The organism is Gluconobacter frateurii (genome assembly GCF_002723955.1).
Lineage (GTDB): Bacteria > Pseudomonadota > Alphaproteobacteria > Acetobacterales > Acetobacteraceae > Gluconobacter > Gluconobacter frateurii.
Genome location: NZ_BEWN01000001.1, coordinates 866,321 through 892,061, shown reverse-complemented (window position 1 = coordinate 892,061; position 25,741 = coordinate 866,321). Strand labels below are relative to the sequence as shown.

The window sequence follows — 25,741 nt, the reverse complement described above, 5'->3', positions numbered from 1 at the left end:
ACGCAGCCCCAATAAAAAAGGCCGGTTATCGTCCCCCGACGAACTAACCGGCCATATCAGACAGACCTGGAGAGCGATCAGGCTGCCTGAACTGTACTAACCTTTGGTGCTGGCGAACGCGCGGAAACGGCACTCGCTGCATGTGGCGTCAGGGTGCGCTGAACAGCATTTTGCCACCCATCAATCATGATGCGACGCTGTGCAGGGTCCATCTTCGGAGAGAACAGACGTTCCTGCTCCCAGGTGGCAGCGACTTCATCAAGATCTTTCCACAGCCCCACGTGCAGCCCGGCCAGGAAGGCGGCACCGATCGCGGTGGTCTCGACATTCACAGGGCGCTCGACGTCAGCCTTCAGCATGCTGGCCAGGAACTGGGCGAACCAGTCATTCGCAGCCATACCGCCGTCAATACGCAGGGTCTTGGCGCGCATGGCTCCATCCTGACGCATGGCGTGAACCAAGTCATACGTCTGGTAAGCGACGGATTCCAGCATCGCACGGGCAATATGCGCCTGCGTTGAACCCAGCGTAAGGCCGCAGATCATGCCACGAGCTTCCGGGTCCCAATGAGGTGCGCCAAGGCCAACGAACGCCGGCACCATGTACACGCCATGGCTGTCAGGAATACGCATTGCCATGTCGTCGGTCTGGGACGCATGGGTGATGAGTTGCAACCCATCGCGCAGCCACTTGATGCCAGCACCAGCCACAAAGATGGAGCCTTCAAGCGCATAAGTCGTCTTGTTACCAATGCGATAACCAATCGTCGTCAGAAGACGGTTGTTGGACTGGATCGGCTTTTCCCCGGTATTGAGCAGCATAAAGCAGCCCGTACCATAGGTGGCCTTGGCCATGCCTTCTTCAAAACAGGCCTGCCCAATGAGCGCCGCATGCTGGTCGCCAGCCATCCCACCGATGACAACAGATTCCCCGAACAGTTCCGGGTCCGTCCGACCAAACTCGCCACTGTTGTCCTGCACTTCTGGAAGAAGCGCACGAGGCACGTTGAACAGGCTCAACAGTTCATCGTCCCACTGGAGGGTATGAATGTTGAACAGGGACGTGCGGCAGGCATTCGTGATGTCTGTGGCATGTTTCTTGCCACCTGTCAGACGCCACAGGAGAAAACTGTCAATCGTGCCGGCGGCAAGCTCTCCAGCTTCCGCACGCTGGCGCGCACCGGGAACATGATCAAGCGTCCAGGCAATCTTGCTGGCTGAGAAGTAGGGGTCCAGCAGGAGGCCGGTCTTGTCCCGAATGATCTCTTCTGCCCCCTGCTCCCGCAGCCGGTTGCACTCATTGGCCGTCCGACGATCCTGCCAGACAAGAGCGTTATGAATAGGCTTGCCCGTCTTGCGATCCCAGATCACTACCGTCTCGCGCTGGTTCGTGATCCCGATCGCAGCGATACGACCGATACCACCCGCCGTTGAAACAGCTTCCTTTGCCGTTTCAAGAACATCTTCCCAGATATCTTCGACGTCGTGCTCCACCCAGCCCAGTTCAGGGTAATGCTGGGGGAATTCGCTGCGAGAAATCGACAGAGCCTTTGCATTGCGATCAAAAACAATGCTGCGGGTTGACGTGGTGCCCTGATCGATCGCCAGGATGCAGTCTTTCTGTGTCATGGTACTTACTCCGGAAACGGACAGATCAGGAGACCTTGTCGATGACGGGGCCTGTTGAAGCAGGCATGGAAGGGTTCGAGACAACAAGAACGGGTTCAGACATGTTTAGCGCTTCAGATACGGACGACGTCGTCACGACAGACACCCGCGGCATGAAGGGACGCAGACCGTACTGATAGATAGCGGCGCCGATTGGGCCACCAACCATGGGTGCTGCAATCGGAACCCACCAGTAGTTTGACGGTGCCGGAATGGCAGCCTGTCCCCACCCTGCAAAGAAGCAGAACAGACGTGGGCCGAAGTCACGAGCCGGGTTAATGGCCCAGGCCTCAAGATAACCGGCAGATGCACCGATGATGGCTACCAGAAGACCAATAATCAGCGCCCCGGAATTCGCCTGCGGTGCCTGCGTGTTGTACTGGCAGGTTACGGCGAAAATACCGAACACCAGAATACCGGTCAGAACAGCTTCATCCCAGAACGCATGAGCGACGCTGATGAAATCGCCCGGGTGTGTGAAGAACACGCCAGCAGAGCCGCCATCAAGCGCACGCGTCAGGCCATGAGCGGCATTGTAGTGGTCAATAACCGGCACATAGAGCGAATACACCAATGCCGCACCCGCCAGGCCACCCAGTACCTGAGCTCCCATATAGGGCACGACCTTCTTCCATGAAAACCCACGGAAGAGTGCGAGTGAAAGCGTCACGGCTGGGTTGGCGTGCGTCCCACTGACCGCACCGGTCGCGTAAATCGCAACCGTGACGGCCAGTCCCCAGACGATACAGACGCCCCAATACGCCGTCTTGTACGGGCTGGGATCGTAAAGCGAATACATGGCCGCCACGCCATCTCCGAAGAGGATGATGATGGCGACAGCAAAGAACTCAGCAAGGAGTTCACCAAGGTAGCGTTTATTCTCTGACATGACCGGATATCCGACATGAGAATTGAAGAGAAGAAGATCAGGCGACGTCCTGCCGCCATGTCTGTGTTGTTTCGGAACCCGCCGGACGACCCGTCTCGACGCGTTCCTCGATATAGGTCTGGAGGGACGCCTTCTCCGCATCCGTCATGAACAGACCAAGCTTGGACCGGCGCCACAGGATGTCCTCAGCCGAGCGCGCCCATTCGTTGTCGATCAGATAATCGACTTCACGGGCACTCAGCGTCGTACCGAACCATTGGCCCATTTCGGTTTCAGCAGCCGTCGCGATATCGAACGCCCGCAAGCCGTAATTCCGGACCAGACGCCATGCTGTTTTCGGCGTCAGATGAGGGGCATAAGCTTGAAGCTTCGCAACCTGACGATCGAAATCGGCTGGCGCGAAATCACCACCCGGCAGCGGTGTGTCCGCCGTCCAGGATGGACCTCCAAATGCAGGAAGATACGTCACAAGTTTTTCAAGCGCATGCTCTGCCAGCTTGCGGAACGTCGTGATCTTGCCGCCGAAAACAGAGAGGATCGGCGCGCCAGAGGCGTCAACATCCAGCACATAGTCACGGGTGACAGCAGACGCATTGCCCGAATTGTCATCATACAGAGGACGAACGCCAGCATACGTCCAGACCACATCATCCGGGCTGACTGATTTCTGGAAATAGCGGTTCACGCTCTCGCAGAGATACTGGATCTCGTCCTTCGAAATCTCCACCTTGCCTGGGTCCTGCTCCCAGGGAACGTCCGTCGTGCCGATCAGCGTGAAGTCCTGCTCATACGGGATGGCAAACACGATGCGCTTGTCGGGATTCTGAAGGATGTATGCCTGCTTGCTCTCGAACAATCGCGGCACAACGATGTGACTGCCCTTGACCAGCCGCACCTTGTTCTTGCTGGCAACGCCAACACGATCCTGAAGCAGTTCTGCGACCCAAGGACCGGCAGCGTTGATGATTGTCTTCGCCTGAACAGTCCGTGTCTCGCCACTTGCGCGGTCAAGAAGAGTAGCCGTCCAAAGCTGTGAGCCACGCTCCGCATGAATCAGCTGTGTGCGTGTGTTGATCGAAGCCCCCAGACGCTCAGCATCCATGGCATTCAGTACGACAAGCCGACTATCCTGCACCCAGCCATCAGAATATTCGAAGCCACGCACATATTCGCTCTTGAGCGGACGACCCGTCACATCGGTACGCAGATTGACGGCGCGAGTCTTCGGCAGCGTCATGGTCGTACACAGGTGATCGTACAGGAACAGCCCGGTCCGAAGCAGCCAGGCGGGGCGAAGTATCTTGGAATGCGGCAGAACAAAGCGCATGGGCCAGATAATATGCGGTGCGATCTTCAACAGTCGCTCACGCTCGATCAGGGCCTCACGAACCAGGCGGAACTCGTAGTATTCAAGATACCGAAGCCCGCCATGGATCAGCTTTGTGCTCGCAGAAGAGGTATGGCTTGCCAGATCGTCCTGCTCGACAAGCAGAACGCTAGCGCCACGGCCTGCAGCGTCACGCGCGATACCACAGCCGTTAATGCCCCCACCGACGACAAGCACGTCATAAGGCGCGCTTTCCCGGTTCAAGGGTGAAACTTCACGAATCGATGACATAACACTCTCCTGTCACCACGCTCCAAAACGAGCATCTGATGTTCGTTTTCGCGCATATTGAACGATAAAGTAAAGAGCCTTATTCGTTTTATAACAGATTAGTGTTCTTTTTTTCGCGCTCTACTGTGATGTTTGGGCGATATGGAGTGTGACGTTCGCGGCGTCCAGGAGGGCTTTGAACTCTTCTGAAACAGGCCGGTCCGTGATCAGATCATCAATATCCGCAAGGCCACCCACACGTCCCATAGGTAAGCGGCTGAATTTCGTATGATCGGCAAGTAATAGAACCCGCTGGGAATTACGGAGGATTGTTCGCGCGCACTGAATTTCAGATAGGTCGAAATCCAGCAGCGTTCCGTCTTCCGCAATTCCGCTGATCCCGATCACACCATATTCGGTTCGAAAGGAATCCAGCGTCTCGATTGCCGCAGCGCCCAGGATTGCGCCATCCTTCGGACGTAGCTCTCCCCCACAGATCACCGTTCGAAAATCAGGCCGCCCAGAAATCAGGGAAGCCACATGCAGGTTATTGGTCACCACCCGCAAATCACGATGGCCACCAAGCGAACGAGCAAAAGCCTCGGTTGTGGTGCCAATATTGATAAAGAGGGACGAACGATCTGGAATGAGGCCGGCCGCGCATCGCCCGATCGCGTCTTTGGCCTTGAGGTTCAGGATCTGCCGTTCGTTATAGGCGATGTTTTCAATAGTGGAGTTCGGTGTGGCGCCCCCATGATGCCAAGTCAGAAGCCCCTGCTCCGCCAGGAAGCCGATATCTCTCCGGATCGTCTGGACTGCCACATCAAACTGTTGGGCCAAGTCCTCATTGGAGACATATCCCTGGCTCCGAACCAGGCGAATGATCTGCTCCTGGCGAGGATTAATCCGGACGGAAAGATTGCTCATAGGGACTGACCTGACATGATTTTCAGGTCAGTGTGACAACCCGAACAAAAACGCGCAATCACGAACTTTCGTTTCTGTTCGGCGATCGCATGTCAGATTTCAATATTCTGCAGAACCTGAAACCCCTCGAACACTGGCGGCCCTACTGTCAGAACCTTGCCCTGCCCCGCACCAGCATGAGCAGCGCGGAACTGCTCCGACTGTGTCCATCCGACAAAAGCGTCATAGGACTCCCAGACGGTATGGGAGGCATAGAGAATATGATCCTCCCGGTTTGGCCCTTGCAGGAACTGGAAGCTGACAAAACCCGGTACCGTCTTGAGAAGAACTTCGCGTTCCAGCCAGCGCTGGCGGAAAGCCTCTTCGCTGTCAGGGCGCACCTTGAAGCGGTTCATTGCAATATACATGATGTCTCCTTGTTTGATGTTCTGCCCGACATGACGAGATCATGGGGGACAACATAGGGTCGGCCGGAACTGTCATGATGATGTATACAGCCGTCCGGAATTCCAAAAACGTCATTCAGCAGTTGGGAGGTCAGGACCTCCTGAGGCGTACCCTGGGCCTGTATCTCACCGTTGTTCATGACTACAACCCGATCAGCACAGGCAGCAGCCCAGTTCAGATCATGCAGGACAAGAAGAACACCGCCCCCTCGCCGCGCATGTGTTCCAGCAATCTGAAGAACTAGCCTCTGCCGCGCCATATCCTGCGCTGACAACGGTTCATCCAGCAGTAGAAATCCCGGTGCGTTATCCTGCGCCGCAATCTCAAGCTGGGCCAGTACGCGAGCCAGATGAACACGCTGCCGCTCCCCTCCTGACAAGGTCATGACATCACGGGCAGCGAATGCAGAAAGCCCCACATGCTCCAGCGCAGTCTGCGCGGCCGCAGCCCTCTCCGAAGCCGGTCGGGACTGGCCTGAAATGGCCGTTCCCATCAGAACAAGCTCCAGAGCCGTAAACCTTGCCCGCATTGGACATTCCTGCGGCAACAATGCCCGACGCTTTGCTAGTTCGCTGTTTGAGAGGTGGCTGATGCTCTTTCCTTCGAAACTGACAGAACCCTGCTGCAGATGCATTAACCCGCAGGCCAGTTTCAGTAAGGTGCTTTTGCCCGCTCCATTCGGCCCAATGACGGCAACAGTCTCTCCGGCAGCCAGTGACAGGTCGAGATTCCGGACAAGACTTCGTCCATTCACCGACGTGGAAACATTCTGGATTTCAAGCGTCATGACGGAATATCCGCTCCATGAATACGGCTAAGAAGCCAGACAAAAACCGGTGTCCCCAGAGCTGCGGTTACAATGCCAACCGGCAGTTCTGCGGGCGCCGCGATAACGCGGGACACCGTATCCGCCGCAGTCAGAAGGATCGCTCCCAGCAAAGCGCTTCCCGGGAGAACAAAGCGATGATCTGGCCCCGTCACCAGTCGCACCAGATGGGGCACGACAACGCCGATAAAACCAATAGCCCCCACAAATGCGACAACTGGTCCAACGGATGCGGCGACCGCCAGCATGGCCAGCCGCTTGGTACGTTCAACGGGATAACCCATCAGCGCAGCATCAGCCTCCCCCAACAGCATCGCATTCAAAGGTGCGGCAATGCGGGTGGCGATAATCCCTGAGACGAGCAGGAAAGGCGTGAGAAGCCCGATACGCTCCCAGTTCGCACCAGAAAAACTCCCGAGCGTCCAGAATGTCAGGTCCCGTAACGCCGTATCATTGGCCCGGAAAATAAGGATGCCTGTCAAAGCACCCGAAAAAGCCCCGAAAGCAACACCAGCCAGCAGAACTGTCGTTACGGAGGTAATACCTGCCCGGGTTGCAAACACATACAGCAGGATCGTGACCAGAAAGCTTCCCGCCATTCCGGCAATGGGAACTGCCCAACCATTGAGCAGGCCTGGCTGCGCCATATCGACGCCCAGAACGATCACACAGGCGGCAGCGAGTGCAGCGCCTGAAGACACACCAATCAGACCGGGATCAGCCAATGGGTTGCGGAACAGACCCTGCATGACCGTTCCCGCCGTTCCGAGAGCTGCGCCCGCCATTGCGGAGAGAACAACACGCGGTGCGCGGATATGGGCCATTACCATCCAGGATAAGGATCTGCCCGCATCCTCGGAACCATGCAGCAACGAACCAATCCCGATACCGCTCGCCCCGACTTCCAGAGCACCTAGCATCACGAGCGCCAGAACCGGAACAAGAGCCAGAAGCCACAGATTCACGTGCCTCCGCACGTCAATCATACCGGCTTTCCTGCATTAACCATCATATGCGCCAGATCGAGTGCAGCTTCAGGCGTGCGTGGCCCAAACCCCAGAAGTCGCTCGCCTTCCATTTCCACGATCGCTTTCTTCTGACCTGCGGGCGTCATGCTGAAGCCGGGATCACTTAGCAAAGCCTGACGGATTTCTGCTCCGCCCTGGCTCATGGTCAGAATGATATCCGGCCGCAGCGTTACGAGAGATTCAGTGTTGAGCAGCTTGTAGCCTTGCAGATTGTCTCCGACGTTAATGCCACCCGCGAGACGGATCACAGCGTCAGCCGCCGTTCCCTGACCAGCAACAAGCGGTCGGTTATTGGTCATCCGCATGACGAACAGAACTCTGGGAGTACCAGAATGGCTTGCTCGCCACTGTTCCAGCGCATCGAAATGTGCCTGGATATCCCGGCACATCTCTTCTCCGGCCTGCTCACGCCCTACCGCTTTGGCCAGAAATCTTGTGCGCTTCAGAATAGCGTCCGGCGACGAAGTAGAATCTACGAACACAACCGGGATACCGGAAGCAACAAGTTGATCCATCGCATCAGCCGGGCCCGACGCATTCATGGCCAGAATAAGATCCGGCCGAACGGACAGGACACCTTCGGAGGAAATGGCTCGCATATACCCCAGAGATTTCTTCTCTTTGAGTGCCTCTTTCGGCCAGGTCGATGTTGTATCAACCGCGACAATTCGTTCCGATACTCCAAGTTGGTAAAGTGTTTCCGTAATGGTGCCGCCGATGCAGGCAATACGGGAAGCACTTCCTACTGAAACGGAACGTCCACGACAGTCCGTTATCAGGCGACCTTCTGCATGCCCCGCGATCGGCACGAGTGTCCCGGCAAAGAGCAGAGTGACAAAACCACGACGATCAAGGCCACGATTACTCATCACGCCTGCTCTTTCCTTTTTCAAAAACGAACACTGTTTCATATGCAATCCATGAAAATGATATTCATTCTCATTTATAACGCAACCCGACTTCTCGCTGCCTCTTCTGCTCCATCTTCTCCAAGCAGCTTCTGGGCAAGGTCCAGACATGTGGAGAAACGGGCAAAAGCCTCTTCCGCAGCGCTTACGCACATGGTCCGGTCCAACTCCGCTCCATCAATCGCAGCCTTGAACACTTTCCAGGACTGCCCCCGCCCCTCTGGAGCTGGCGCGAGATGCCGGGCACCAAAACTCTCTGTCAAACCCAGCGCCAAGGACATGCGAGACAGGATATTGGCGCCGAGCTTTGATCCTTCAGCAACATACAGCCAACCAACAGCAACCGAGGGATTAAATGGAATCACATCCCCGCTACTGGCAGGCGGCTGAGGCAGATCAAGATCATGCATATCGGCTTCTATGCATGCGAACCGGTTGCGCGATTTTAAATCAGGGAGAAGTCGAATTAATGTTTCGCCTTCGTAAATTTTCACTATGTCACGGTGAAAAATATATTGTGACAGCAAGAACATTCTGTAACCGTTCAGACTTGAGAAAAGCCCCATGGACATGATCCGATGATCAGTCCGGTCATGAATGGATTTTGTCTTTTCGCGCAATGCGAATGACAGCGTGTTTTCAGCAAAAAAAGCGCACATTACTGGCGTTTTCCTTTCGTTTCCCACAGACATAATTTTTCAAAAACCAAGACCCTCTCTTCAGATTTGAAGAGTCGGTTCACTTCCTATGTGGCAGATTTGCTTTTCCATCTCAATGAAAATGAGAATCAGTATCAATTAGGTTGACGCACCAAAAACTCTGGAGGATTGAATGCGAACAATTCTCATCTAGAGGCTGAAAATGATTCGACATATATCGGCTCTGACACGTCACCGACGTCAGGCAATGCTGGCTACATCTGCCCTGGCCTGGGGACTTTTAGTCTTCCCTGCTGCACAGGCTCAGACAACAGCAGCGCCTAAAGAAACGCCAGCAGCACCAGCAGCAAGCCCTACCCCTACAGTAAAGCTCCGTCCGCTCCACGTGCACGGACAGGCTTCGGCAGATGTTATCAATTCCATGAAAGTTGATCCCGACGCCGACTATAGCGCTGTCGGAAAGCCTCGTGTCATGACGACAACGGTGACATTGAAAACACTTCAGTCGCGCATGATCGACAGCATTTCAGACTATGCACGGCGCGTAGATGCCGGGATAAATTACAACAACAACAATCTCAGCATTAACATGCGTGGATTGGATCAGAACCGCATTCTGACCACGATCGACGGTATACGGACGATCTGGGCTAATGACGGTGCCCGGGGTGTAGATGGCGGTGTATCATCCTACGATTTTAATTCGCTTGGTTCGATCGACATTGTCAAAAACGCAAATTCCGGCTTTTTCGGAACAGGCGCTCTCGGAGGTGTTGTCTCCCTCAAAACCCTGGACCCGGAAGATATCCTGACGGGAAATAAGGTTTTCGGCGGCCTGACAAAGCTGACCTACGACGGGTCTAGCGAAAGCGGATATCTCAATCAGGCTCTCGCAGGACGTTACCATAACACAATGATCCTTGTTCAGGGCGGCTATCAAACAGGAAGCCAGACTGGAAACATGGGAGGTACCGGCGGTGTAGGCACAACGCGTTCTGACAAGGATCCTGCCTCTTACACACAGGGCAATTTTCTTGGAAAAATTCACCAATATGTCGAAGGCGGCCATCGCTTTGGGCTGACAGGGGAAGTCTTTGATCGCAATTACAACGAAAATACATTGAGCAGCATCAGTTCCACCTACAGTCGTTATCACACGTTGGAAGAAAGCAAGCGGTCCCGCGTTTCCGGCAGCTACGACTACAAGGCGGAGCGCCCTTCTGCATTCATCAGTGAGGCCCATCTCATTGCCTACTGGCAGAAGGTCAACATGATTACCGATACCGCCGCCAATCGTCTTACAGCTCCGATCGGCGAATATGACCGTAACAGCAATCTTGCCGTCCAGTCGTATGGTACAACAGGTTCAATCACCTCCAATGTATTTACCGGTCCACTTCATCACGTCATCACCCTGGGGGGAGAAGCTTATATTACTGATACGAGCCAGTACGCTGGTGGCATAGATAACTGTACAGCGACCGTTTATGCCTGCAGCTTCCTCCACGTTAACCAATCAGATATGCCAGATGTTCATGGTACAGACTTGGGCGCGATCGTGCAGGATCGGATTGGAGTGGGGAAAATGGAGTGGCTCCATATCACTCCAGGCTTCCGCTTCGATTACTACAAGCGCAGCCCGCAATACACACCGACCTATGTCAACAATGCGGCTTACAGCGGCACACCCAACGGTGCCAGTGGCTCCCATTTTTCACCAAAGGTCCTGGTCGAAGCCCGCGTCCTGAAAAACCTTACACTCTATGGTCAGTACTCCGAGGCTTTCCGCGCACCTTCTGCTACCGAAATGTACCTAACATATGGTGGCACAGGAAGTTATGTCTCGATTGGAAATCAGAACCTCAAACCTGAAACCAGTCGAGGCTGGGAAGTCGGCGCCCGATACGGAGATACCAAGCGCGGTGCCACGATTTCATTCTTCGACAATTACTATCACAATTTTATCGACACCATCACCACGACGGCTGCGGCAGCAGGAATTAGCGGCTATTATCCATTTGGTGTCTTTGAATATGTTAATCGTCAGCACGTCCGTATCTATGGTGTGGAGGCCAGAGCAAACTGGACATTCGCCAATTACTGGCAGGTCTGGACCTCCCTCGCCTATTCCGACGGGCGTGACACAGATGAACACGTTCACCTGAATTCCGTAGCGCCCTTCCGCGGGATTGTGGGTGTTGCCTATAACCGGGAACATTGGGGTGCGAACTTCTCGACGACGTTTGCCGCTGCGCGAAACAAGGTCGAAAATATGGCGTCCAATGCCAACAAGACACCAGGTTACGCGATCTTCGACCTGACAGGTTGGTACTCGCCCAAGTTCTTCCCGAACCTGCGCGTTCAGGCCGGAATGTATAATATGTTCAATAAGCGTTATTATAACGCACTGGATATTCCAGACAGCATCAGCGTTCCAAAATCCTACTACTCACAACCAGGTCGGAGCTTCAAAGTCACGACGCTTATCAATTTCTAAACGACCTATTCTTTTCTGAATGGCCCGTATAACTTGTGGGCCATTCAGAAAAACCCCAGCGTCTCACACCCGGATCCGACATTAACCGTCCTGATAGATTTCCGGGTCGCAAGATCGATCTCTGTCACTGTCCCATCATCTTCATTCGCAACGATCACAGTCGTTCCATCCGGCCTGAAGGCTGCATCCATCGGCTTGTTCCCGACTGCAACAGGATACTGGTCCCACTGTGGCAGGCTAATCAGGGTCACAACAGGCTCGAAATCGCCAATAACGAGAAGCCACTGCTCGTCTGGACTAAGCCGAACAATCTGCGCGGCTTTCCTATGGTGTTTGAGTGCGATTTCCTGCCGCAACTCTCCAGCATCCACATCCATCAGAAAAAGGGATGGCTTGAAAGCATTTGTCACCACGACGAATTTTTCGTCCGGTAAATGCTCTATCCCCGCGACAGGTGCAGGAAGAATAATCGTGCGCCTGACGGTATCGTCACCAATACGAATGACAGACAGCGTTGCATCTTCCTCATTCTCCGTGACGATCAGCTTGCGCTGGGGAAGAATGGTCAGTCTGTGGGAATTGCTGGAATGCGTCGGCAGAACTGCCGTCACGCGTTTGGTTTCCGGATCAATTACCGCAAGCGCGGAACTGTTTTCACAGCAGACATACAAAAGTCCGTCCGGACCAAAGCGCAAAGTGTGCGGAGCTTCCAGTGGTGTCAGATCAATATCTGCAACGCGCGTTCTGGCATTAAGGTCAATTACTGAAACGAAATGGTTTGGATTGGGGTTGTTTCCATGTGCCCCATCTCCGAAGGCAGGTATGAATGCCAGCCCGCGTTCATGATCAATTGCCAGTTCGTGCGGCAAAACCGGCATTCCCCCAATGTGATCTAGCGTCTCCAGTGTATCAGGATCGAGAAAAAGAACCTGAGCAGCCTTCTTGTCGACTGCAATAAGCCCGTTGCCGCACGGATTGATCATGAAGGTTATCCTTTGGCTCGCTTTTTCAGATGTATCCACTGAATAAAAAACGAGCTAAAGATCGTTCAGTTTTATGTTTTTTACTGTTTGAAAATCACGAAAAAGCCAGACCCAAAGACAGTTTCGAGAAACCAGCCTGGAAATATCAGGCCATAACCGCCATAGGAGTTTCCAGAACCTGCATATCGGCAATTCGAAGATTGATCCCGGCCCTCACCAAGCGATCACCAACCTCATCAGACAGCCCGGAATCAGTTATTACGGTATCGAAATCCGTGAGATTGGCGAGATGATTAAGCGCGCTGATACCAAATTTACGACTATCCACCATCAGAACACGTCGATCTGCCATGTTCATCAGCGCACTCTTCGCCTTAATGAGATCTTCATCCTGATGATAAGCAGAAAGTCCGTGAATGGCCGAGGTCGACATGAACAGAGTGTTGATCCGCAAAGACGTGACACTCCGCTCGCACAATACCCCCAAGAAGGCATCGAAGGTCGGATTATAATGCCCACCCAGCGCAATCAGATTAATATTCCTTGAGCGCCCCACCTTGGTGCTGATCCCAAGACTGTTGGTCACGACCGTGAGTTGCCCGATCGAACTCAGGCGCTCAGACAAAAACCGGGACGTCGTGGAATCATCAAGGGCGATGGTATCGCCCTCTTCGATCAAGCCCGCAGCAATCGCGGTAATTCCAAGCTTTTCCTGAACGGCCTGCCGAGCCCTGTGCGTAATACTGCTAGCGGCAACGGCATTGGAGAGTGTCGTAACACTTTCGCCAACCTTGCGAATAAGCCCCTGCGTGGCAAGTGCATGCAGGTCGCGGTTCATGGCCGCCCGCGTCATGACAAAATGCGAAAGCAGGTCCTGAATCAGCACGCAGCCCTGCTCCGTCACGTAATCCAGCACGGCCTGTCGGCGCGTTGAAAGACCGCGACTGCCAGGAAGAAGATCAGGGATCATGCTGGCGCCCTTTCCTCGATGACACGGTCGATCAGCTTTTCGAAGTCAGGGACATTCCAGCCAGCACGCCCCACGAACACGCCGTCTACATTTGGCTGCTCGACATAGCTGCGCGCATTGTCCTGGGTGACACTGCCGCCGTAGAGCAACGGCACACGCGCCCCGATCTCCGGACCGGCGATTTCATTCAGAACCTGCCGCAGACCGGTATGAACACGCGCGACACAGTCCGTATCGGCAGCACGCCCCCCTGCCCCAATAGCCCAGACGGGTTCGTATGCGACGAGAATATTGGGCAGATCTTTCACTGCCACATCATGCAAAGCGATCTTGAGCTGTCGCGCCAGCGTTTCCGCCGTTACGCCATAATCATACTCATCAAGGCTTTCCCCGATGCAAAGAAGCGGCTGCAGACCATGCCGCAACGCCGCAGCCATCTTGCGACTTACAGTCCAGTCCGTCTCAGCAAAATGCTGCCGACGTTCGGAATGACCAATCAGCACGATGTCGGCTCCACATTCCTTGACCATTGCTGGTGAAATTTCCCCGGTCCAGGAGCCGCTCTCCTCCCAGTGCATGTTCTGCGCACCCACCCGAACGTCTGAAACTTTCAGAACATCCGCGACAGCCTGAAGAGACGTAAAAGGCACGATGATGAACGGCTTCACGCCCTCTGGCGGTTGATAACCCTTCAGGGCCTCGGCTGCCGCAAGAGCCTCAGCCGGCCCTTTGTTCATTTTCCAGTTCGTGCCGATCCAGACTGTCTTGCGAGTCACCATTCATCTCCACACAAAAGAGAGCGATTGCCGATTCTTTATCGCTCAACATAGGACAGCTTTAACGCTAAATCCTAACATCCCAAACACAGGAAGTTCCGAAATGAATGATATTTTCCAGTCAACTCTCCGCGCCTGATCAACGCGGAGAATGCTCATACAGACGCGAAGAGCTTGGAATGTAAGGATCTTTATAAGATCAGGCGGCCTGTTCCAGCAGCACGCTTTCCGTCACCAGACTATCAGATTCGGCCGGACGCAGCATCGTAATGCCTTTCCGGCTCAGCCCGTCATGATAGAAATGCGTTGCCTCATTCGGTGACAGATCACCATCCGTCACACGGCGCATGGCTTCAATCAGAAGCAGCGGATCATCAGCATCCACGATCTTACGACCAAACAGGGCAGCACGCGCGCCGCTGCCCTGAGCCTGATGCACCAGCTCAAGACAATCGCGCGTTGTTCCACTGCCGCCACCCATGATCCCGACAATAACAGCCGGATCATAATGGCAGAGCTCACTGAGCGCCTCCCCTCCATTGAACGGAACCTTCAGGAAAACAGGCTTTTCCTCTTTTCGTAGTCCGGCAAGACAACGGGTGATCATATCATTGAGGAACAGTCCATAATCCTTGGACGCGATCCGACTTTCATTAGGATTGAAAACTTCCAGGAAATACGAGAACCGATGGATCTGGGCTTCTTCACGGAAGCGGGCGAATTCTTCCAGAGCCAACGTATCCTGCTCGACATCACCATTGAACGTCATGGAATACAGACCAAGACCCGTCTGGGCACGTTCAAGGGAGGCTGAGCGAAATGGGACTGACTTCTGGGACCGATAATCGCTGCCCCGCCCGCGCCAGAGATCGGTCGTATCGTTTGCACGAATAGCCGTCTGCACCTTCGTTCCATCAAATGCGTCCCGCTCCAGCAGGTCTTCCAGAATGGAAGCAGACGTCAGCATGATGTCCACAATATCCTGACGGATAATGGACTGGATTTCAGACAGATATTCCGGTCTGGTCCGAAACGCAGACTGGCCCGGCCGAGGATTGCGACGGCGCCCCATGGCGCTGATACCCGCGGCCATATCTGAGTCCTTGGCGTCTGCCAGAATAAAGTCGTAGCGCGTGTCCTTGCCGGCCACCATGCGTGCAATTTTTTCTTCGTAACGGTTCATGGCTCAAGCCTTCAGAATTTCGTGGGGTTCAGACGAGAGAGGGAATTCACCCCGAAGGTTGTGGCGCTCACGCCCTTCCTTCCAGGCAGCCTGAGCTTCACGAACAATATCCTGCTCGCTCCAGCCCAGTTCTTCCCCAACGACACGAGCGACGTCCTGCACCACGTCCGGTGTCATACGTCCGCTCAATGCAATAGGTGTGCGCCGGTACAGAACATCCGACAGTCGGCGCACCAGCTCATTTCTGGCAATAAACGCCAACTCACGACGCGTGTATGAAGGCAGCGTGCGCAGCGGCGCGTCCGCCTCTTCCTGACAGAACGCGGCAATTTTCCGCGCAAGCGTTCCATATCGATCCAGTAGATCAGCAGCCCGGGGGCGCGGTATTCCGCAGGAGATGGCCAACCTGTCCAGATAGGCCGTGTGCTGCTCCACAGATGGAAAACTACGCCCTCCGCCAATGGCCAGTTCTTTCGTGGACGTACTTCTGGGATAATCTAGCAACGTCAGAATACGATCTGCTACTTCTTCACCCAGCCCTCGGAATGTCGTCCACTTCCCTCCGACGAGAGAGAGCAGAGGCGTTCCTGCAAGGTTGTCTTCGTGGGTGATGTGATCTCGGCTGATAGCCCCCGGATCTGCCGCATTCGTGGCCGGCAAAGGTCGCACACCGCTGTATCGGTAGACGACCTGTTCCTTGGCAATATGAAAACCGGGGAACAGATCCGCCAGCATACGGAGCATGTAGTCCTGCTCTTCATCCGTGCAGACGGCTTTGTCCGGGTCTTCAATCCGTAGGTCCGTAGACCCCACAAGTACATTACCGAAGAACGGATAGGCTAGGCAGATACGCCCGTCCGGCGTGCCGAAATAGACCATCCGCCCCTTCAGTTCCCGAATCAGGTCATCGTGCTTCAGAAGCAAATGGGAGCCTTTGGTGCCTCCAATATACTTCGTTGGGAGACCAAGAACTGCATTGATCTGATCAATCCATGCGCCGCCGGCATTGACGATGACACGGGCCTTCACGGTACGCGTTTCACCCGTCAGCACATCACGCAGTACAAGATGACCATTCTGCAGCGAAACAGGCGCAGTGTAGGTCAGGGCTTCACAATTCGGAGCCGTTTCAAGCCCGTCCTGCACACACTCATAGCCAAGCCGCTCAGGCTGCGTGATGGCAGCATCATAGTACTGAGCCGTCGCCACAACATCTTTCGCCATATGCGGCCATTCGCGGCGCGTACGACGGTTCAGGAACAAAGAATGCCGTGGCATGACCCGGGCACGACGCCCCAGGAAATCGTAGATCTGTAGCCCCGCTTCCAGAACAAGCGCGCCCCGATCCGTCATCTTGCCCCCCAGATTCAGGAAGCGGCGGAAAGACGGAACAATGCCTCCAAACCATGTGCGGATCGGCAGGACCGTCGGCAGTGGACGCACCACATGCGGTGCATTCCTGAGAAGCAGGTTACGCTCAAGCGTGGATTGCGCCACAAGTTTGAACTCGCCTGTCTCCAGATATTTAATGCCCCCATGGATCAGACGGGAGGGTGCGCAGGACGCGCCCGTGCAGATGTCGCTCCGATCCAGAATGAGCGTCCTGACGCCCTGTAACGCCAGTTCGCGGAACAACCCTGCGCCATTGATGCCAGCGCCAATGATGACGACATCAAATTCAGTGTTGTCCGAAACAACGGAAATGGATTTCATGGCCTGATCTCCTGCGTCATTTCAGCCGCGACAATAAAATTTGGGACCGGCGCCTGATTACTCGCCTCGATTGCCCGCCCTTCCGCTGCCCCTTCATACAGGCCTGACCAGAACGGCTTCATGGCCTGCGTGAGCGCAACGTAACGCTGGTAAATGCCCTCATAGACCCGGGTCCGGGCTGGCTCGGGCTGATAGACAGTCATGGGAATATCCTGTGCCGCAACACCGTCTTCGAGACTGTCATGGAGACCAACGGCCACACTGGCTGTCAGTGCCGCTCCCAGCGCACCGGCTTCCCGAACGGTGGAAATTTCCACCGGCATATTAAGAATGTCCGCGAACATCTGGGCAATGGACGGTTGACCGCTCCCTCCCCCCGACACGCCAAGGCGACGAACAGCACCCGTCAGACGAAGGGTCTCGACATGCTCCCGATGATTGAAGATCGTGCCTTCGATCATGGCCTGAAACAGATCGGCCCGGTCATGCCATGACTGTACCCCGAAAAGGGACGCACTGGCCGGAGCCTCGTAAGGGGACCCGAACAGGAAGGGGTGATAGAGTGGAACCGCACGCTCCGCACGGGACCGACCCAACCTGGCGTCAACTTCTCCCGCCAGAATTTGAGCCGCTTCCTTTTCTTCTGGAAGCAGCAGGCGCGCCAGCCATTCGAGATTGCTGGAGGACGCAGGCGAAATAGCCATGCAATTCCACAACCCGCGACGATATCCGGCACGGCAGGCCCATCCGTCTCCAATGACCGGACCGCTCCGGAAAATCTCGTTGATGGAAAAAGTGCCCGCGGTAATGGAGAGATCGCCCGGTTGCGTATAACCGAGCCCCACCGCCGCAGCCGTCACATCATGCAGGCCCACCGAAACTGGCGTGCCTTCAAGAAGTCCCGTCGCAACCGCAGCATCACGCGTAATCGCGCCGCCCCGATCACAGGAAAGGCGCATCTGTGGCAGCGCATTCCTGATCTCTCTGATATCAAGAACATCAAGGATGCTGTCGCTATAGTCCTGCGTGTACAGGTCCGTGAACGACGTACTGGCTTCCGTCAGATCCGTAGCAATTTCGCCAGTCAAACACAGCCGGATCCAGTCCTTGGCGAAAAAAACCGTCCCAATCGCGCCATACCGTTCAGGCTGGTGACGCTTCATCCACGCAAGAAGCGTGTTGGCCGAATAGGGATAAGGCCGCTGCCCCGCAATCGGAACAATCTTCTCAAGACACCCCTCCTGCTTCCATTCCTCGTGCAATTCCGCTGCGCGACTGTCGAGCGACATGATCCCACGCCCTAGCGGCTCACTTGAGCGGTCAAGAACAAAAAGTCCATCACCGTGTGCCGTCACGCCCACGCCGGCAATGGCTCGGGGATCAACGCCCGAGCTCTCAAGCGCCTCTCTGACAGCCTCAATAACTGCGCGCCATGCTTCATGCATATCGCGTTCGACGTGGCGCGGCTCGTTCATATGTTGAGGAACCCTCCGACGGCCCAACCCTACGATCTCACCCGTTCTCGAAAAGACAACGGCCTTCGTCGTGGTGGAACCACAGTCGATCCCGATTGTGAAATCCTGGCGCATCACAGGCCCTCCGGACGTTATCTCGCCATCGGCCTTCACGGAATGATCAGCCGATAACACCAAAAATGTTATTATCAGGTGATATAAGTGTTATTATATCGCCGTCAATGTGATAAATATCACTTTCTATCCCACAGAGCTGCGTGTGTGATATTTCCACCGAAAACCTCATCAAACTGCACATCCGAACATTACAAATCTCGTCAGCGCTGGTATGTAGAAGTCCCTTTGCCGCGAAACGGCCTTCCCGATGGACAAGGATCTTTTTGACAGATGACTGATGGTTCGGGCGTGACAACTGCCTCTCCTGGTGTCCTTCTCAGCAAACGTCGGGACAATAGCGCCAGGCAGCAACAGATTCTTGACGTTCTTCTGGAAACAGGAAGCGCCACGATCGAGACCCTGTCCGAACGGTTTGGCGTCAGCCGCATGACCATCCACCGGGATGCACATGCCCTCGCCGCCCAGGGTCTGATCGACAAACTTCATGGCAGCATTGTTCTTAAAAACCGCGTCGTAACGCAGAAAACTGTCAATTTCCGAAAGTCCCGTGCACCTGATCTAAAAGAGTCGATCATCCATCGAGCCATCTCGATGATCACACCGGAACAGATTCTGGTACTGGATGACTCGACAACGGTTGCAGCGATGCTTCCGCTTCTGCCGGCTCTCGCTCCCCTGACAATTATTACTAACGCCGTCGGAGTTATTCAGGCCCTTTCCCCTTACCCTAACCTCAAACTCATCTGCCTTGGGGGCGATTATAATCAACCGCGCAACGCTTTTTTCGGTCTTGTATGTGAACAGGCGGCCAAATCGCTGCGCGCCAATACGATGTTTCTCTCAACATCGATCATCCATAACGAGACCGCTTTCCAAAACGATCAGGACGTCGTGAAAGTGAAGCAGGCGCTGATGCAAATCTCGGATCAAACGGTCCTACTTGTAGATAGCACGAAATTCCGAAAAGGCGGCCTACATCGGCTCGCCTCCCTAAACGAGTTCGATCTTGTCCTGACGGACTCTCAGCTCAAACCATCCATTCGGAAGTCTCTGATCCAGGATGGAATCAATATAGAAACCTGCGGTTGATTTCTGATTCCGGGAAATTTCGAAATCGAGTTTCCCGGAACGTTCATGTTTCGCTGCATTGTCAAACGCAAATGCAGCCATGATTGACTGATACTCCGGCTTTAAAATTCTAAAAAACACTATTTAAAACGTTTCATTGGTAATGACACAGCGCAACCAAACCTGAAAATTCGTAAAATATCGCCGTTATCACGCATATCATTTGCGGAAACACTGACTGGCCAGAATCAGCTACGAACACTATCTGGAGCAAAGCGATCTCACCGCTCTACACCCTTCGCGAAGCATCTTTTTATGTATCCCACACGTCCACACAAAAAAGTTATCTATTTTAACTATGTATTTTAGTTATAAATTATTTCTTGGGCAGACTGTCCCGATTTCTGCACTCCTACTCCCCTCTTCCTAGAATAACCGCCATCTCAATACGGGCGGTAGGTATCCTACGAAAACCTCCATTTTTGTGGAAATATGGCCAAAAACGGAATGGAAGTTTCAATTGGTATCATTTGTGTCCACAATGATATTAACGATATATTGACGATTACCGATCAGCCAGCGTACCCGTAGTTCTCCGTCTTCCTCGACACACCGGAGATGCTGAAATGGCTGGCATAACATTAAACGATTTCCTGAGTGTCACACGCTGGACACCCGCCGAACTCGCTGTTCAAATCGATCGCCATCAAGACGATATTGAATGGTGGTTAAATAATCAGGAACATGTTCCTGAACGCCTCACTGCCTGGATGAGCCAAATCGTTGATGCCTTTCGGACCAACCCGGCACCAAAAGGCTATGCAATGGAGCGCTCAGAGGGCTGCATCTTTAATGATGACCCATCCATCACTGTCGTATGCTCAGTATGCCGGTTTGCTGCGACATGCAGAGCGTCTCGAACGGTCAAGAACTAGGGATTAGCCATTAGCTTTCAATCCCTGTTGGTGGCGAAATCCTCATGAATTTTGCCAAGCCCTGATTAAGAGCGCGTTCGAACGTGGCAAGCGTTTCTGCCCCAACGTAATGCTCTATACCTTCAGCATCAATGCGAGCATTCTCTTCACTGACGCCCAGCGCAAGAAGAAAAGCCTCTACAATTCCATGACGATGCCGGGCTTTATTGGCCATGGCCTGCCCAGCATCCGTCAAGAACACTCCCCTGTAGGGTTTTTGGGTCACAAGCCCTTCCGCTGAGAGCCGAGCAAGCATCTTGGCAACCGTTGGCTGAGACACGCCCAGCCGTCCGGCAATATCGACCTGACGAGCTTCCTGCCCTTCGGACAAAAGATCGGAAATTAACTCGACATAATCCTCAACAAGCACTTTCTGTCGGGCAGCCCGGTTGGCACGGAATCCTTCTGAATGAGTTTCCATGTCCAAAAGAGCTTTCTGACTGCTTTTTTTGCGTTCCACTGTTTGCCAACCAACTTCGTCATCAATTATTCACAAGGGAATAAAACATTCTTTCATTTAACTCCAGCTTTTGAAAAATTGAGAAGTATCTCATCAATATAGCATATTGCATAATTTAAAGATTTACGTTTGAATGGCATTCTGATGCCAGAAAACTCCATCCCACCTGAAACGTCCTCATGCGATCTGCCTCACAAAACTGCGGCATGGCGTTTTTCACGTGAAGAGGACGAGACACGCCCCTCCCTGCCGGAGGTTTTTTCCAGCATTCATGTCCCTGATGGGAAGACGTCCTGGCTGAAGCGTTTTCTGGCCTTCGTCGGCCCCGGGTACATGGTTTCAGTAGGCTATATGGACCCTGGTAACTGGGCCACGGATCTTCAGGGAGGGGCCCAATACGGTTATAGCCTGCTCTGTATCATCATGCTTTCCAACCTGATGGCAATCCTGCTGCAGGCACTCTCTGCCCGCCTGGGCATTGCTACCGGTCGTGATCTTGCGCAAGCATGCCGCGATCAATTTCATCCGGCAATCAATATTGTCTTATGGCTGGCCTGCGAACTGGCCATCATTGCCTGCGACCTTGCAGAGGTCATTGGGACGGCGGTGGCCTTACAATTGCTATTTGGCCTGCCATTGTTGGGAGGGGCCATCCTCTCGATCCTCGATGCATTTATCGTTCTACTTCTTATGGGACAAGGTTTCCGATATCTGGAAGCCTTTGTCATCGGACTTCTGTCCATCATCGCCATTTGCTTCGGTGTTCAGCTTGTTGCCGCGGCCCCCCCTGTCGCCGGTGTTCTGAAAGGGCTGGTTCCCACCTCTCAGATCGTTACGACACCTGGAATGCTTTACATTGCGATTGGCATCATCGGCGCGACCGTCATGCCACATAACCTGTATCTGCATTCTTCCATCGTCCAGACCCGGGCTTATGACCGCACGCCTGCAGGAAGGCGCGAGGCAATTCGCTGGTCAACCTGGGACAGCACGATCGCCCTCATGCTAGCCCTGTTCATCAACGCCGCCATCCTGATCGTAGCAGCAGCCGCATTTCATGAAACAGGCCATCAAAACGTTGCAGAAATCGAGGATGCTTATCGGCTGCTGTCTCCCATTCTTGGCTTAGGGATTGCCTCCACACTATTTGCCCTTGCCCTCCTTGCCGCAGGAACCAACTCGACTGTTACCGGCACCCTTGCCGGGCAAATCATTATGGAAGGCTTCCTGCGGCTACATATTCCGCACTGGGCCCGACGCCTCCTGACACGGGGTCTGGCAATCATTCCCGTTGCTATCGTGACAGTGATCTATGGCGGCCATGGTGTCGGCACCCTCCTGCTGGCCAGTCAGGTCATTCTTTCGCTTCAGCTTCCCTTTGCCGTCATCCCTCTTGTGATGTTCGTATCCGACCGTCGCAAAATGGGAGAATTCACGATCTCTCCCGTTATGACCGCTCTTTCCTGGGGCGTGGCCGGGTTGATCCTCATCCTGAATTTCAAACTCCTCTATGACACGCTGGCTGGATAAGACCGGCCCTTATCTGACGGATTCTTTATTTTCGTGGCGATTGCATCTCAATATTCAAAAATGGAAAAGCGCCACACACCTAAGAGAAAGTAGCTGTTATAGGTCACCCTGGACCAAAGCCGTGAGCGCTTTCCCCAAGCTGGGCGCAGTATCTCACGGCATCGCCCACGGCCAGATTCAAGTCACACCGCATGGCCAAAATGCGTTATTCAGCCAAGCCATGCGGCGAATGCCCGGCGTAATCCAAGACATTTATGGCGAAATGCATGTCTGTGGAGAACATACAGGTCTCACCTGTCGCATGAATGGCATCAGTCAGGAACTTCCGCACCGGCAGCAACACACGTCAGCCCTGGCAATACAAAAACAGGAACGAGAATACGCTTAGTGAAAGGAAAGGACATATGCAGCTCTCCGCAATGCCATTTCATAGGTATTCGCTCCAGAATACCAAATATGGGAAAATATTCAATTTATAGCGGAATATAATTATTGTATTAATTTAATAATGTATTGCTATTTCTTCTCATCGACTGGCGCGAAAGACATTCCAGCCTGTGTGCTGGACAAGCCGCTCGAGCGCACGGGTTCCAAGCAGGGAATTGCCTTGCGTGTTCAGGCCAGGTGACCAGACTGCCACAGACGCTACTCCCGGCGTAACCGCAAGAATACCACCGCCAACACCAGACTTTCCAGGAAGCCCCACGCGAATGGCGAAAGACCCTGAACCATCATAATGACCGCACATCATCATGAGAGCGAGAACCGTTTGTGCATTCCGGGTTGAAATAACCCGCTCTCCCGTGCGGGGGTTAATCCCGCCGGTCATCAGGTAAGTTCCGACTTCCGCGAGTTGAAGGCAACTCATGGTCAGAGCGCACTGATGAAAATAAAATGCAAGCGTCTCATCGACGGCATTGTGAATATTCCCGAAGGTTCGCATGTAATTCGCGAGGGCCTTGTTGCGGAACCCCGTTTCTTCTTCCTGAGTGGCAACCTCACGATCAATCAGAATGGTATCCGGATCAGCGCTCAACGGACGTAGAAGACCCAGGAGCTCATTCTGAGCACCCTCCAAGCCATAATGCGAAACCAGAATATCCGAGACCACAATAGCACCCGCGTTGATGAACGGATTTCTGGGAATTCCATTCTCATTTTCAAGCTGGATAATGGAATTGAAAGCACTGCCAGACGGTTCCTGGCGCACACGGCTCCACAAGCCTGCATCTACGGCATTCAGGGCAAGAGTCAGGCCAAAAACCTTGGAAACACTCTGAACGGAAAATGGCTCTTCGGCATCACCAACAGTATGGCTGGCGCCTTCCGCGTCAATAATCGCCATCCCAAACCGCCCTAGATCAACAGAGGCCAGGGGCGGGATATAGTTTGCCACCTGTCCTCGGTCCGTTTCGGCCCGCATTTCATCTGCGATTTCCGAGATGATAGCCGTCAGTGACGTCATGGAATACTTCTCCGGATCAGGCGTTACCTCCTACATTTTCTACAAAGGAACACCGTTTAAATTAGCTCTTATGGCGAAATCACACGATGGTTGACGACTTCGCCAACAATGACCAGCGCCGGCGATGAGACTTTGGCCGCAGCAGCCTCTTCAGCGATTGTAGCCAGCGTTCCTGTCAGAACACGCTGAGCTGGCTGAGTTCCACGCTCCACAATCGCAACTGGCCAGTCCTGCGGAAGACCATTTTTCATGAGCCCTGCCATAAGCTCGGGCAGCGTCGATATTCCCATGTAGATTACAACTGTCTGGCGTCGGTCAGCCATATCATCCCATGGCAGATCCAGAACGCCATCCGCACGCGCATGTCCCGTCACGAAAAGACAGGCCTGCGCACAGTCTCTGTGGGTCAGCGGTATCCCGGCATAAGATGCGCACCCGCTTGCGGCGGTAATTCCCGGCACGACACGAAAAGAAACGCCTGCCTCAACAAGAGACTCGATTTCCTCCCCGCCACGCCCGAAAATGAATGGATCTCCACCTTTGAGGCGTAGAACGCGCTGGCCCGCTTTCGCATGCCGCACCATCTCGGCATTGATCGCGGATTGCGGCATGGCATGACGGTCACGCTGTTTTCCAACGAAGATCAGTTCAGCATCCCGGCGCACACGCTCCAGAAGAACCTTGGGCAGAAGATTGTCATATAGTACGACATCAGCATTCTGCATGAAATGCAGCGCCTTAAGCGTAAGAAGATCCGGATCACCGGGGCCACCGCCCACGAGCCAGACTTCTCCGGCCTTTTTCTGCTCTGTCAGAAGTTGATCAAGGGTCCGATCTGCCCGAACCTCATCGCCGGAAAGCGCCGCTTCAGCGCCCGCGCCATCCAGAAAGTCTTCCCAGATTCTTTTGCGATCCTGAACCGCAGGATATTTTTCTGAGACACGCGGCCGCCGGGACTGCATGTAGGCTGCGAGCCGCCCTGTACCTTCTGGCATCCAGCTCTCAATCTGCTCCCGCAGACGACGAGCCAGAACAGGCGCTCCCCCGGCCGTAGAAATAGCCACCCGAACCACTCCCCGCCGCACCTGGGCAGGCGTTATGAACGTTGAAGGCTCCGGGTCGTCAACCGCACAGACGGGAATGTTCAGGCTGTCTGCGAGCGTGGCAACCACCCGGTTAACGGCCCTGTCATCCGTCGCAGCATAGACAAGACGACAGCCCGGCATGACCTGCCTGAGCATCGCGTCATCGACCCGACCGCCAACATGTCGCGCTAGGCCTTCATCCACCCATTCCTGAACAATACCGTTCAAGGCCTCAGCAACAATCTCGATCCTTGCACCATGATCGAGCAGAAGTCGCCCCTTGTTGACGGCAACCTCGCCGCCGCCAACAACCAGAACACGTGCACCTTCCAGACGAAGGGAAATGGGAAACCAGCCTGTCTCAACCCCGGATGCGGGCATCTCTGTATCCATACGCTTTCAGAAAACAGTTCCGGAAAGGAACACCTTCCTACTCACTACACGCCAGTTCCTGACAGGCAAAGCCGGTCACACGCCCATGGACAGAGAGACCATAC

21 protein-coding genes are annotated in these 25,741 nt (G+C 54.2%); 3 read left to right on the top strand and 18 right to left on the bottom strand.

From position 1 onward, the window contains the following. Window positions 1–77: 77 nt before the first annotated feature. The 9 genes from glpK to GFR01_RS04065 all read right to left on the bottom strand — a co-directional run bounded on the left by glpK (window position 78) and on the right by GFR01_RS04065 (window position 8,948). Window positions 78–1,628, bottom strand: coding sequence for a glycerol kinase GlpK (glpK, locus tag GFR01_RS04105; RefSeq protein ID WP_099181360.1), 1,551 nt, complete (start codon window positions 1,626–1,628; stop codon window positions 78–80). A 25-nt stretch (window positions 1,629–1,653) separates the two neighbouring features. Beyond that, entirely contained in the window at window positions 1,654–2,556 is a 903-nt protein-coding gene (locus GFR01_RS04100; RefSeq protein WP_099181359.1) for an MIP/aquaporin family protein, read from the bottom strand. Window positions 2,557–2,593: 37 nt separating this feature from the next. Then, window positions 2,594–4,174 (bottom strand): glycerol-3-phosphate dehydrogenase, encoded by a 1,581-nt coding sequence (gene glpD, locus GFR01_RS04095; protein ID WP_099181358.1) that lies wholly within the window; start codon window positions 4,172–4,174, stop codon window positions 2,594–2,596. 120 nt (window positions 4,175–4,294) lie between these two features. Beyond that, the gene (locus tag GFR01_RS04090; protein ID WP_099181357.1) at window positions 4,295–5,080 is read right to left on the bottom strand and encodes a DeoR/GlpR family DNA-binding transcription regulator; all 786 of its coding nucleotides are present in this window, start codon (window positions 5,078–5,080) and stop codon (window positions 4,295–4,297) included. Between the two features lie 92 nt (window positions 5,081–5,172). Further along, a complete protein-coding gene (locus GFR01_RS04085; RefSeq protein ID WP_099181356.1) occupies window positions 5,173–5,487 on the bottom strand; it encodes an antibiotic biosynthesis monooxygenase family protein in 315 nt (104 codons plus the stop codon). Beyond that, a complete protein-coding gene (locus tag GFR01_RS04080) occupies window positions 5,472–6,314 on the bottom strand; it encodes a heme ABC transporter ATP-binding protein (protein ID WP_099181355.1) in 843 nt (280 codons plus the stop codon). Before GFR01_RS04080 ends, GFR01_RS04085 begins: the two co-directional genes overlap by 16 nt. Next, window positions 6,311–7,339, bottom strand: coding sequence for a FecCD family ABC transporter permease (locus GFR01_RS04075; RefSeq protein ID WP_099181354.1), 1,029 nt, complete (start codon window positions 7,337–7,339; stop codon window positions 6,311–6,313). Before GFR01_RS04075 ends, GFR01_RS04080 begins: the two co-directional genes overlap by 4 nt. Then, complete coding sequence (locus GFR01_RS04070; RefSeq protein WP_244902141.1) at window positions 7,336–8,250, bottom strand: heme/hemin ABC transporter substrate-binding protein; 915 nt, start codon at window positions 8,248–8,250, stop codon at window positions 7,336–7,338. Before GFR01_RS04070 ends, GFR01_RS04075 begins: the two co-directional genes overlap by 4 nt. 74 nt (window positions 8,251–8,324) lie before the next feature. After that, on the bottom strand, window positions 8,325–8,948 hold the full coding sequence (locus GFR01_RS04065) for a biliverdin-producing heme oxygenase (RefSeq protein WP_063902907.1): 624 nt from the start codon (window positions 8,946–8,948) through the stop codon (window positions 8,325–8,327). 202 nt (window positions 8,949–9,150) lie between these two features. Between GFR01_RS04065 and GFR01_RS04060 the strand changes: the two genes are divergently transcribed. Continuing rightward, on the top strand, window positions 9,151–11,445 hold the full coding sequence (locus GFR01_RS04060; RefSeq protein WP_244902140.1) for a TonB-dependent hemoglobin/transferrin/lactoferrin family receptor: 2,295 nt from the start codon (window positions 9,151–9,153) through the stop codon (window positions 11,443–11,445). Window positions 11,446–11,489: 44 nt separating this feature from the next. On the opposite strand, the gene GFR01_RS04055 is transcribed toward GFR01_RS04060, so the two are convergent. From GFR01_RS04055 to GFR01_RS04030, 6 genes are all read right to left on the bottom strand, one after another. Further along, window positions 11,490–12,428 (bottom strand): beta-propeller fold lactonase family protein, encoded by a 939-nt coding sequence (locus tag GFR01_RS04055; protein WP_099181351.1) that lies wholly within the window; start codon window positions 12,426–12,428, stop codon window positions 11,490–11,492. 145 nt (window positions 12,429–12,573) lie between these two features. After that, window positions 12,574–13,398: a DeoR/GlpR family DNA-binding transcription regulator gene (locus GFR01_RS04050; RefSeq protein WP_099181350.1), complete on the bottom strand. Its 825-nt coding sequence runs from the start codon at window positions 13,396–13,398 to the stop codon at window positions 12,574–12,576. Further along, window positions 13,395–14,177 (bottom strand): triose-phosphate isomerase, encoded by a 783-nt coding sequence (locus tag GFR01_RS04045; protein WP_099181349.1) that lies wholly within the window; start codon window positions 14,175–14,177, stop codon window positions 13,395–13,397. Before GFR01_RS04045 ends, GFR01_RS04050 begins: the two co-directional genes overlap by 4 nt. A 196-nt stretch (window positions 14,178–14,373) precedes the next feature. Beyond that, a complete protein-coding gene (locus GFR01_RS04040) occupies window positions 14,374–15,357 on the bottom strand; it encodes a beta/alpha barrel domain-containing protein (RefSeq protein ID WP_099181348.1) in 984 nt (327 codons plus the stop codon). Between the two features lie 3 nt (window positions 15,358–15,360). Beyond that, entirely contained in the window at window positions 15,361–17,070 is a 1,710-nt protein-coding gene (locus GFR01_RS04035; RefSeq protein WP_099181347.1) for a glycerol-3-phosphate dehydrogenase/oxidase, read from the bottom strand. Beyond that, the gene (locus tag GFR01_RS04030; RefSeq protein WP_099181346.1) at window positions 17,067–18,659 is read right to left on the bottom strand and encodes an FGGY-family carbohydrate kinase; all 1,593 of its coding nucleotides are present in this window, start codon (window positions 18,657–18,659) and stop codon (window positions 17,067–17,069) included. Before GFR01_RS04030 ends, GFR01_RS04035 begins: the two co-directional genes overlap by 4 nt. Before the next feature lie 273 nt (window positions 18,660–18,932). Here GFR01_RS04030 and GFR01_RS04025 point away from each other — a divergent pair, with 273 nt between their 5' ends. Continuing rightward, window positions 18,933–19,751 carry a DeoR/GlpR family DNA-binding transcription regulator gene (locus GFR01_RS04025; protein ID WP_099181345.1) on the top strand — a complete coding sequence of 273 codons (819 nt, stop codon included), beginning with the start codon at window positions 18,933–18,935 and terminating at the stop codon, window positions 19,749–19,751. A gap of 924 nt (window positions 19,752–20,675) precedes the next feature. Here the strand turns inward: GFR01_RS04025 and mntR are convergent. Further along, window positions 20,676–21,164 carry a manganese-binding transcriptional regulator MntR gene (gene mntR, locus GFR01_RS04015; protein WP_099181344.1) on the bottom strand — a complete coding sequence of 163 codons (489 nt, stop codon included), beginning with the start codon at window positions 21,162–21,164 and terminating at the stop codon, window positions 20,676–20,678. Window positions 21,165–21,308: 144 nt separating this feature from the next. Here mntR and GFR01_RS04010 point away from each other — a divergent pair, with 144 nt between their 5' ends. Beyond that, complete coding sequence (locus GFR01_RS04010; RefSeq protein ID WP_174694651.1) at window positions 21,309–22,694, top strand: Nramp family divalent metal transporter; 1,386 nt, start codon at window positions 21,309–21,311, stop codon at window positions 22,692–22,694. A gap of 526 nt (window positions 22,695–23,220) precedes the next feature. Here the strand turns inward: GFR01_RS04010 and GFR01_RS04005 are convergent. After that, window positions 23,221–24,159, bottom strand: a complete 939-nt coding sequence (locus GFR01_RS04005; RefSeq protein WP_099181342.1) for a glutaminase — start codon at window positions 24,157–24,159, stop codon at window positions 23,221–23,223. A gap of 68 nt (window positions 24,160–24,227) precedes the next feature. Continuing rightward, window positions 24,228–25,625 carry a siroheme synthase CysG gene (gene cysG, locus GFR01_RS04000; protein WP_373317585.1) on the bottom strand — a complete coding sequence of 466 codons (1,398 nt, stop codon included), beginning with the start codon at window positions 25,623–25,625 and terminating at the stop codon, window positions 24,228–24,230. Between the last annotated feature and the right edge of the window lie 116 nt (window positions 25,626–25,741).

Excerpts from the sequence above, each read along its gene's own strand:
- GFR01_RS04085 (WP_099181356.1), bottom strand. The coding sequence starts at position 5,487 with ATGTATATTGCAATGAACCGCTTCAAGGTGCGCCCTGACAGCGAAGAG.
- GFR01_RS04040 (WP_099181348.1), bottom strand. The coding sequence starts at position 15,357 with ATGAACCGTTACGAAGAAAAAATTGCACGCATGGTGGCCGGCAAGGAC.
- GFR01_RS04075 (WP_099181354.1), bottom strand. The coding sequence starts at position 7,339 with ATGATTGACGTGCGGAGGCACGTGAATCTGTGGCTTCTGGCTCTTGTT.
- GFR01_RS04060 (WP_244902140.1), top strand. The coding sequence starts at position 9,151 with ATGATTCGACATATATCGGCTCTGACACGTCACCGACGTCAGGCAATG.
- GFR01_RS04080 (WP_099181355.1), bottom strand. The coding sequence starts at position 6,314 with ATGACGCTTGAAATCCAGAATGTTTCCACGTCGGTGAATGGACGAAGT.
- GFR01_RS04010 (WP_174694651.1), top strand. The coding sequence starts at position 21,309 with ATGCCAGAAAACTCCATCCCACCTGAAACGTCCTCATGCGATCTGCCT.
- GFR01_RS04055 (WP_099181351.1), bottom strand. The coding sequence starts at position 12,428 with ATGATCAATCCGTGCGGCAACGGGCTTATTGCAGTCGACAAGAAGGCT.
- GFR01_RS04035 (WP_099181347.1), bottom strand. The coding sequence starts at position 17,070 with ATGAAATCCATTTCCGTTGTTTCGGACAACACTGAATTTGATGTCGTC.
- glpD (WP_099181358.1), bottom strand. The coding sequence starts at position 4,174 with ATGTCATCGATTCGTGAAGTTTCACCCTTGAACCGGGAAAGCGCGCCT.
- GFR01_RS04005 (WP_099181342.1), bottom strand. The coding sequence starts at position 24,159 with ATGACGTCACTGACGGCTATCATCTCGGAAATCGCAGATGAAATGCGG.
- cysG (WP_373317585.1), bottom strand. The coding sequence starts at position 25,625 with ATGCCCGCATCCGGGGTTGAGACAGGCTGGTTTCCCATTTCCCTTCGT.
- GFR01_RS04030 (WP_099181346.1), bottom strand. The coding sequence starts at position 18,659 with ATGCGCCAGGATTTCACAATCGGGATCGACTGTGGTTCCACCACGACG.
- GFR01_RS04025 (WP_099181345.1), top strand. The coding sequence starts at position 18,933 with ATGACTGATGGTTCGGGCGTGACAACTGCCTCTCCTGGTGTCCTTCTC.
- glpK (WP_099181360.1), bottom strand. The coding sequence starts at position 1,628 with ATGACACAGAAAGACTGCATCCTGGCGATCGATCAGGGCACCACGTCA.
- GFR01_RS04070 (WP_244902141.1), bottom strand. The coding sequence starts at position 8,250 with ATGAGTAATCGTGGCCTTGATCGTCGTGGTTTTGTCACTCTGCTCTTT.
- GFR01_RS04065 (WP_063902907.1), bottom strand. The coding sequence starts at position 8,948 with ATGTGCGCTTTTTTTGCTGAAAACACGCTGTCATTCGCATTGCGCGAA.
- GFR01_RS04090 (WP_099181357.1), bottom strand. The coding sequence starts at position 5,080 with ATGAGCAATCTTTCCGTCCGGATTAATCCTCGCCAGGAGCAGATCATT.
- GFR01_RS04050 (WP_099181350.1), bottom strand. The coding sequence starts at position 13,398 with ATGATCCCTGATCTTCTTCCTGGCAGTCGCGGTCTTTCAACGCGCCGA.
- GFR01_RS04100 (WP_099181359.1), bottom strand. The coding sequence starts at position 2,556 with ATGTCAGAGAATAAACGCTACCTTGGTGAACTCCTTGCTGAGTTCTTT.
- GFR01_RS04045 (WP_099181349.1), bottom strand. The coding sequence starts at position 14,177 with ATGGTGACTCGCAAGACAGTCTGGATCGGCACGAACTGGAAAATGAAC.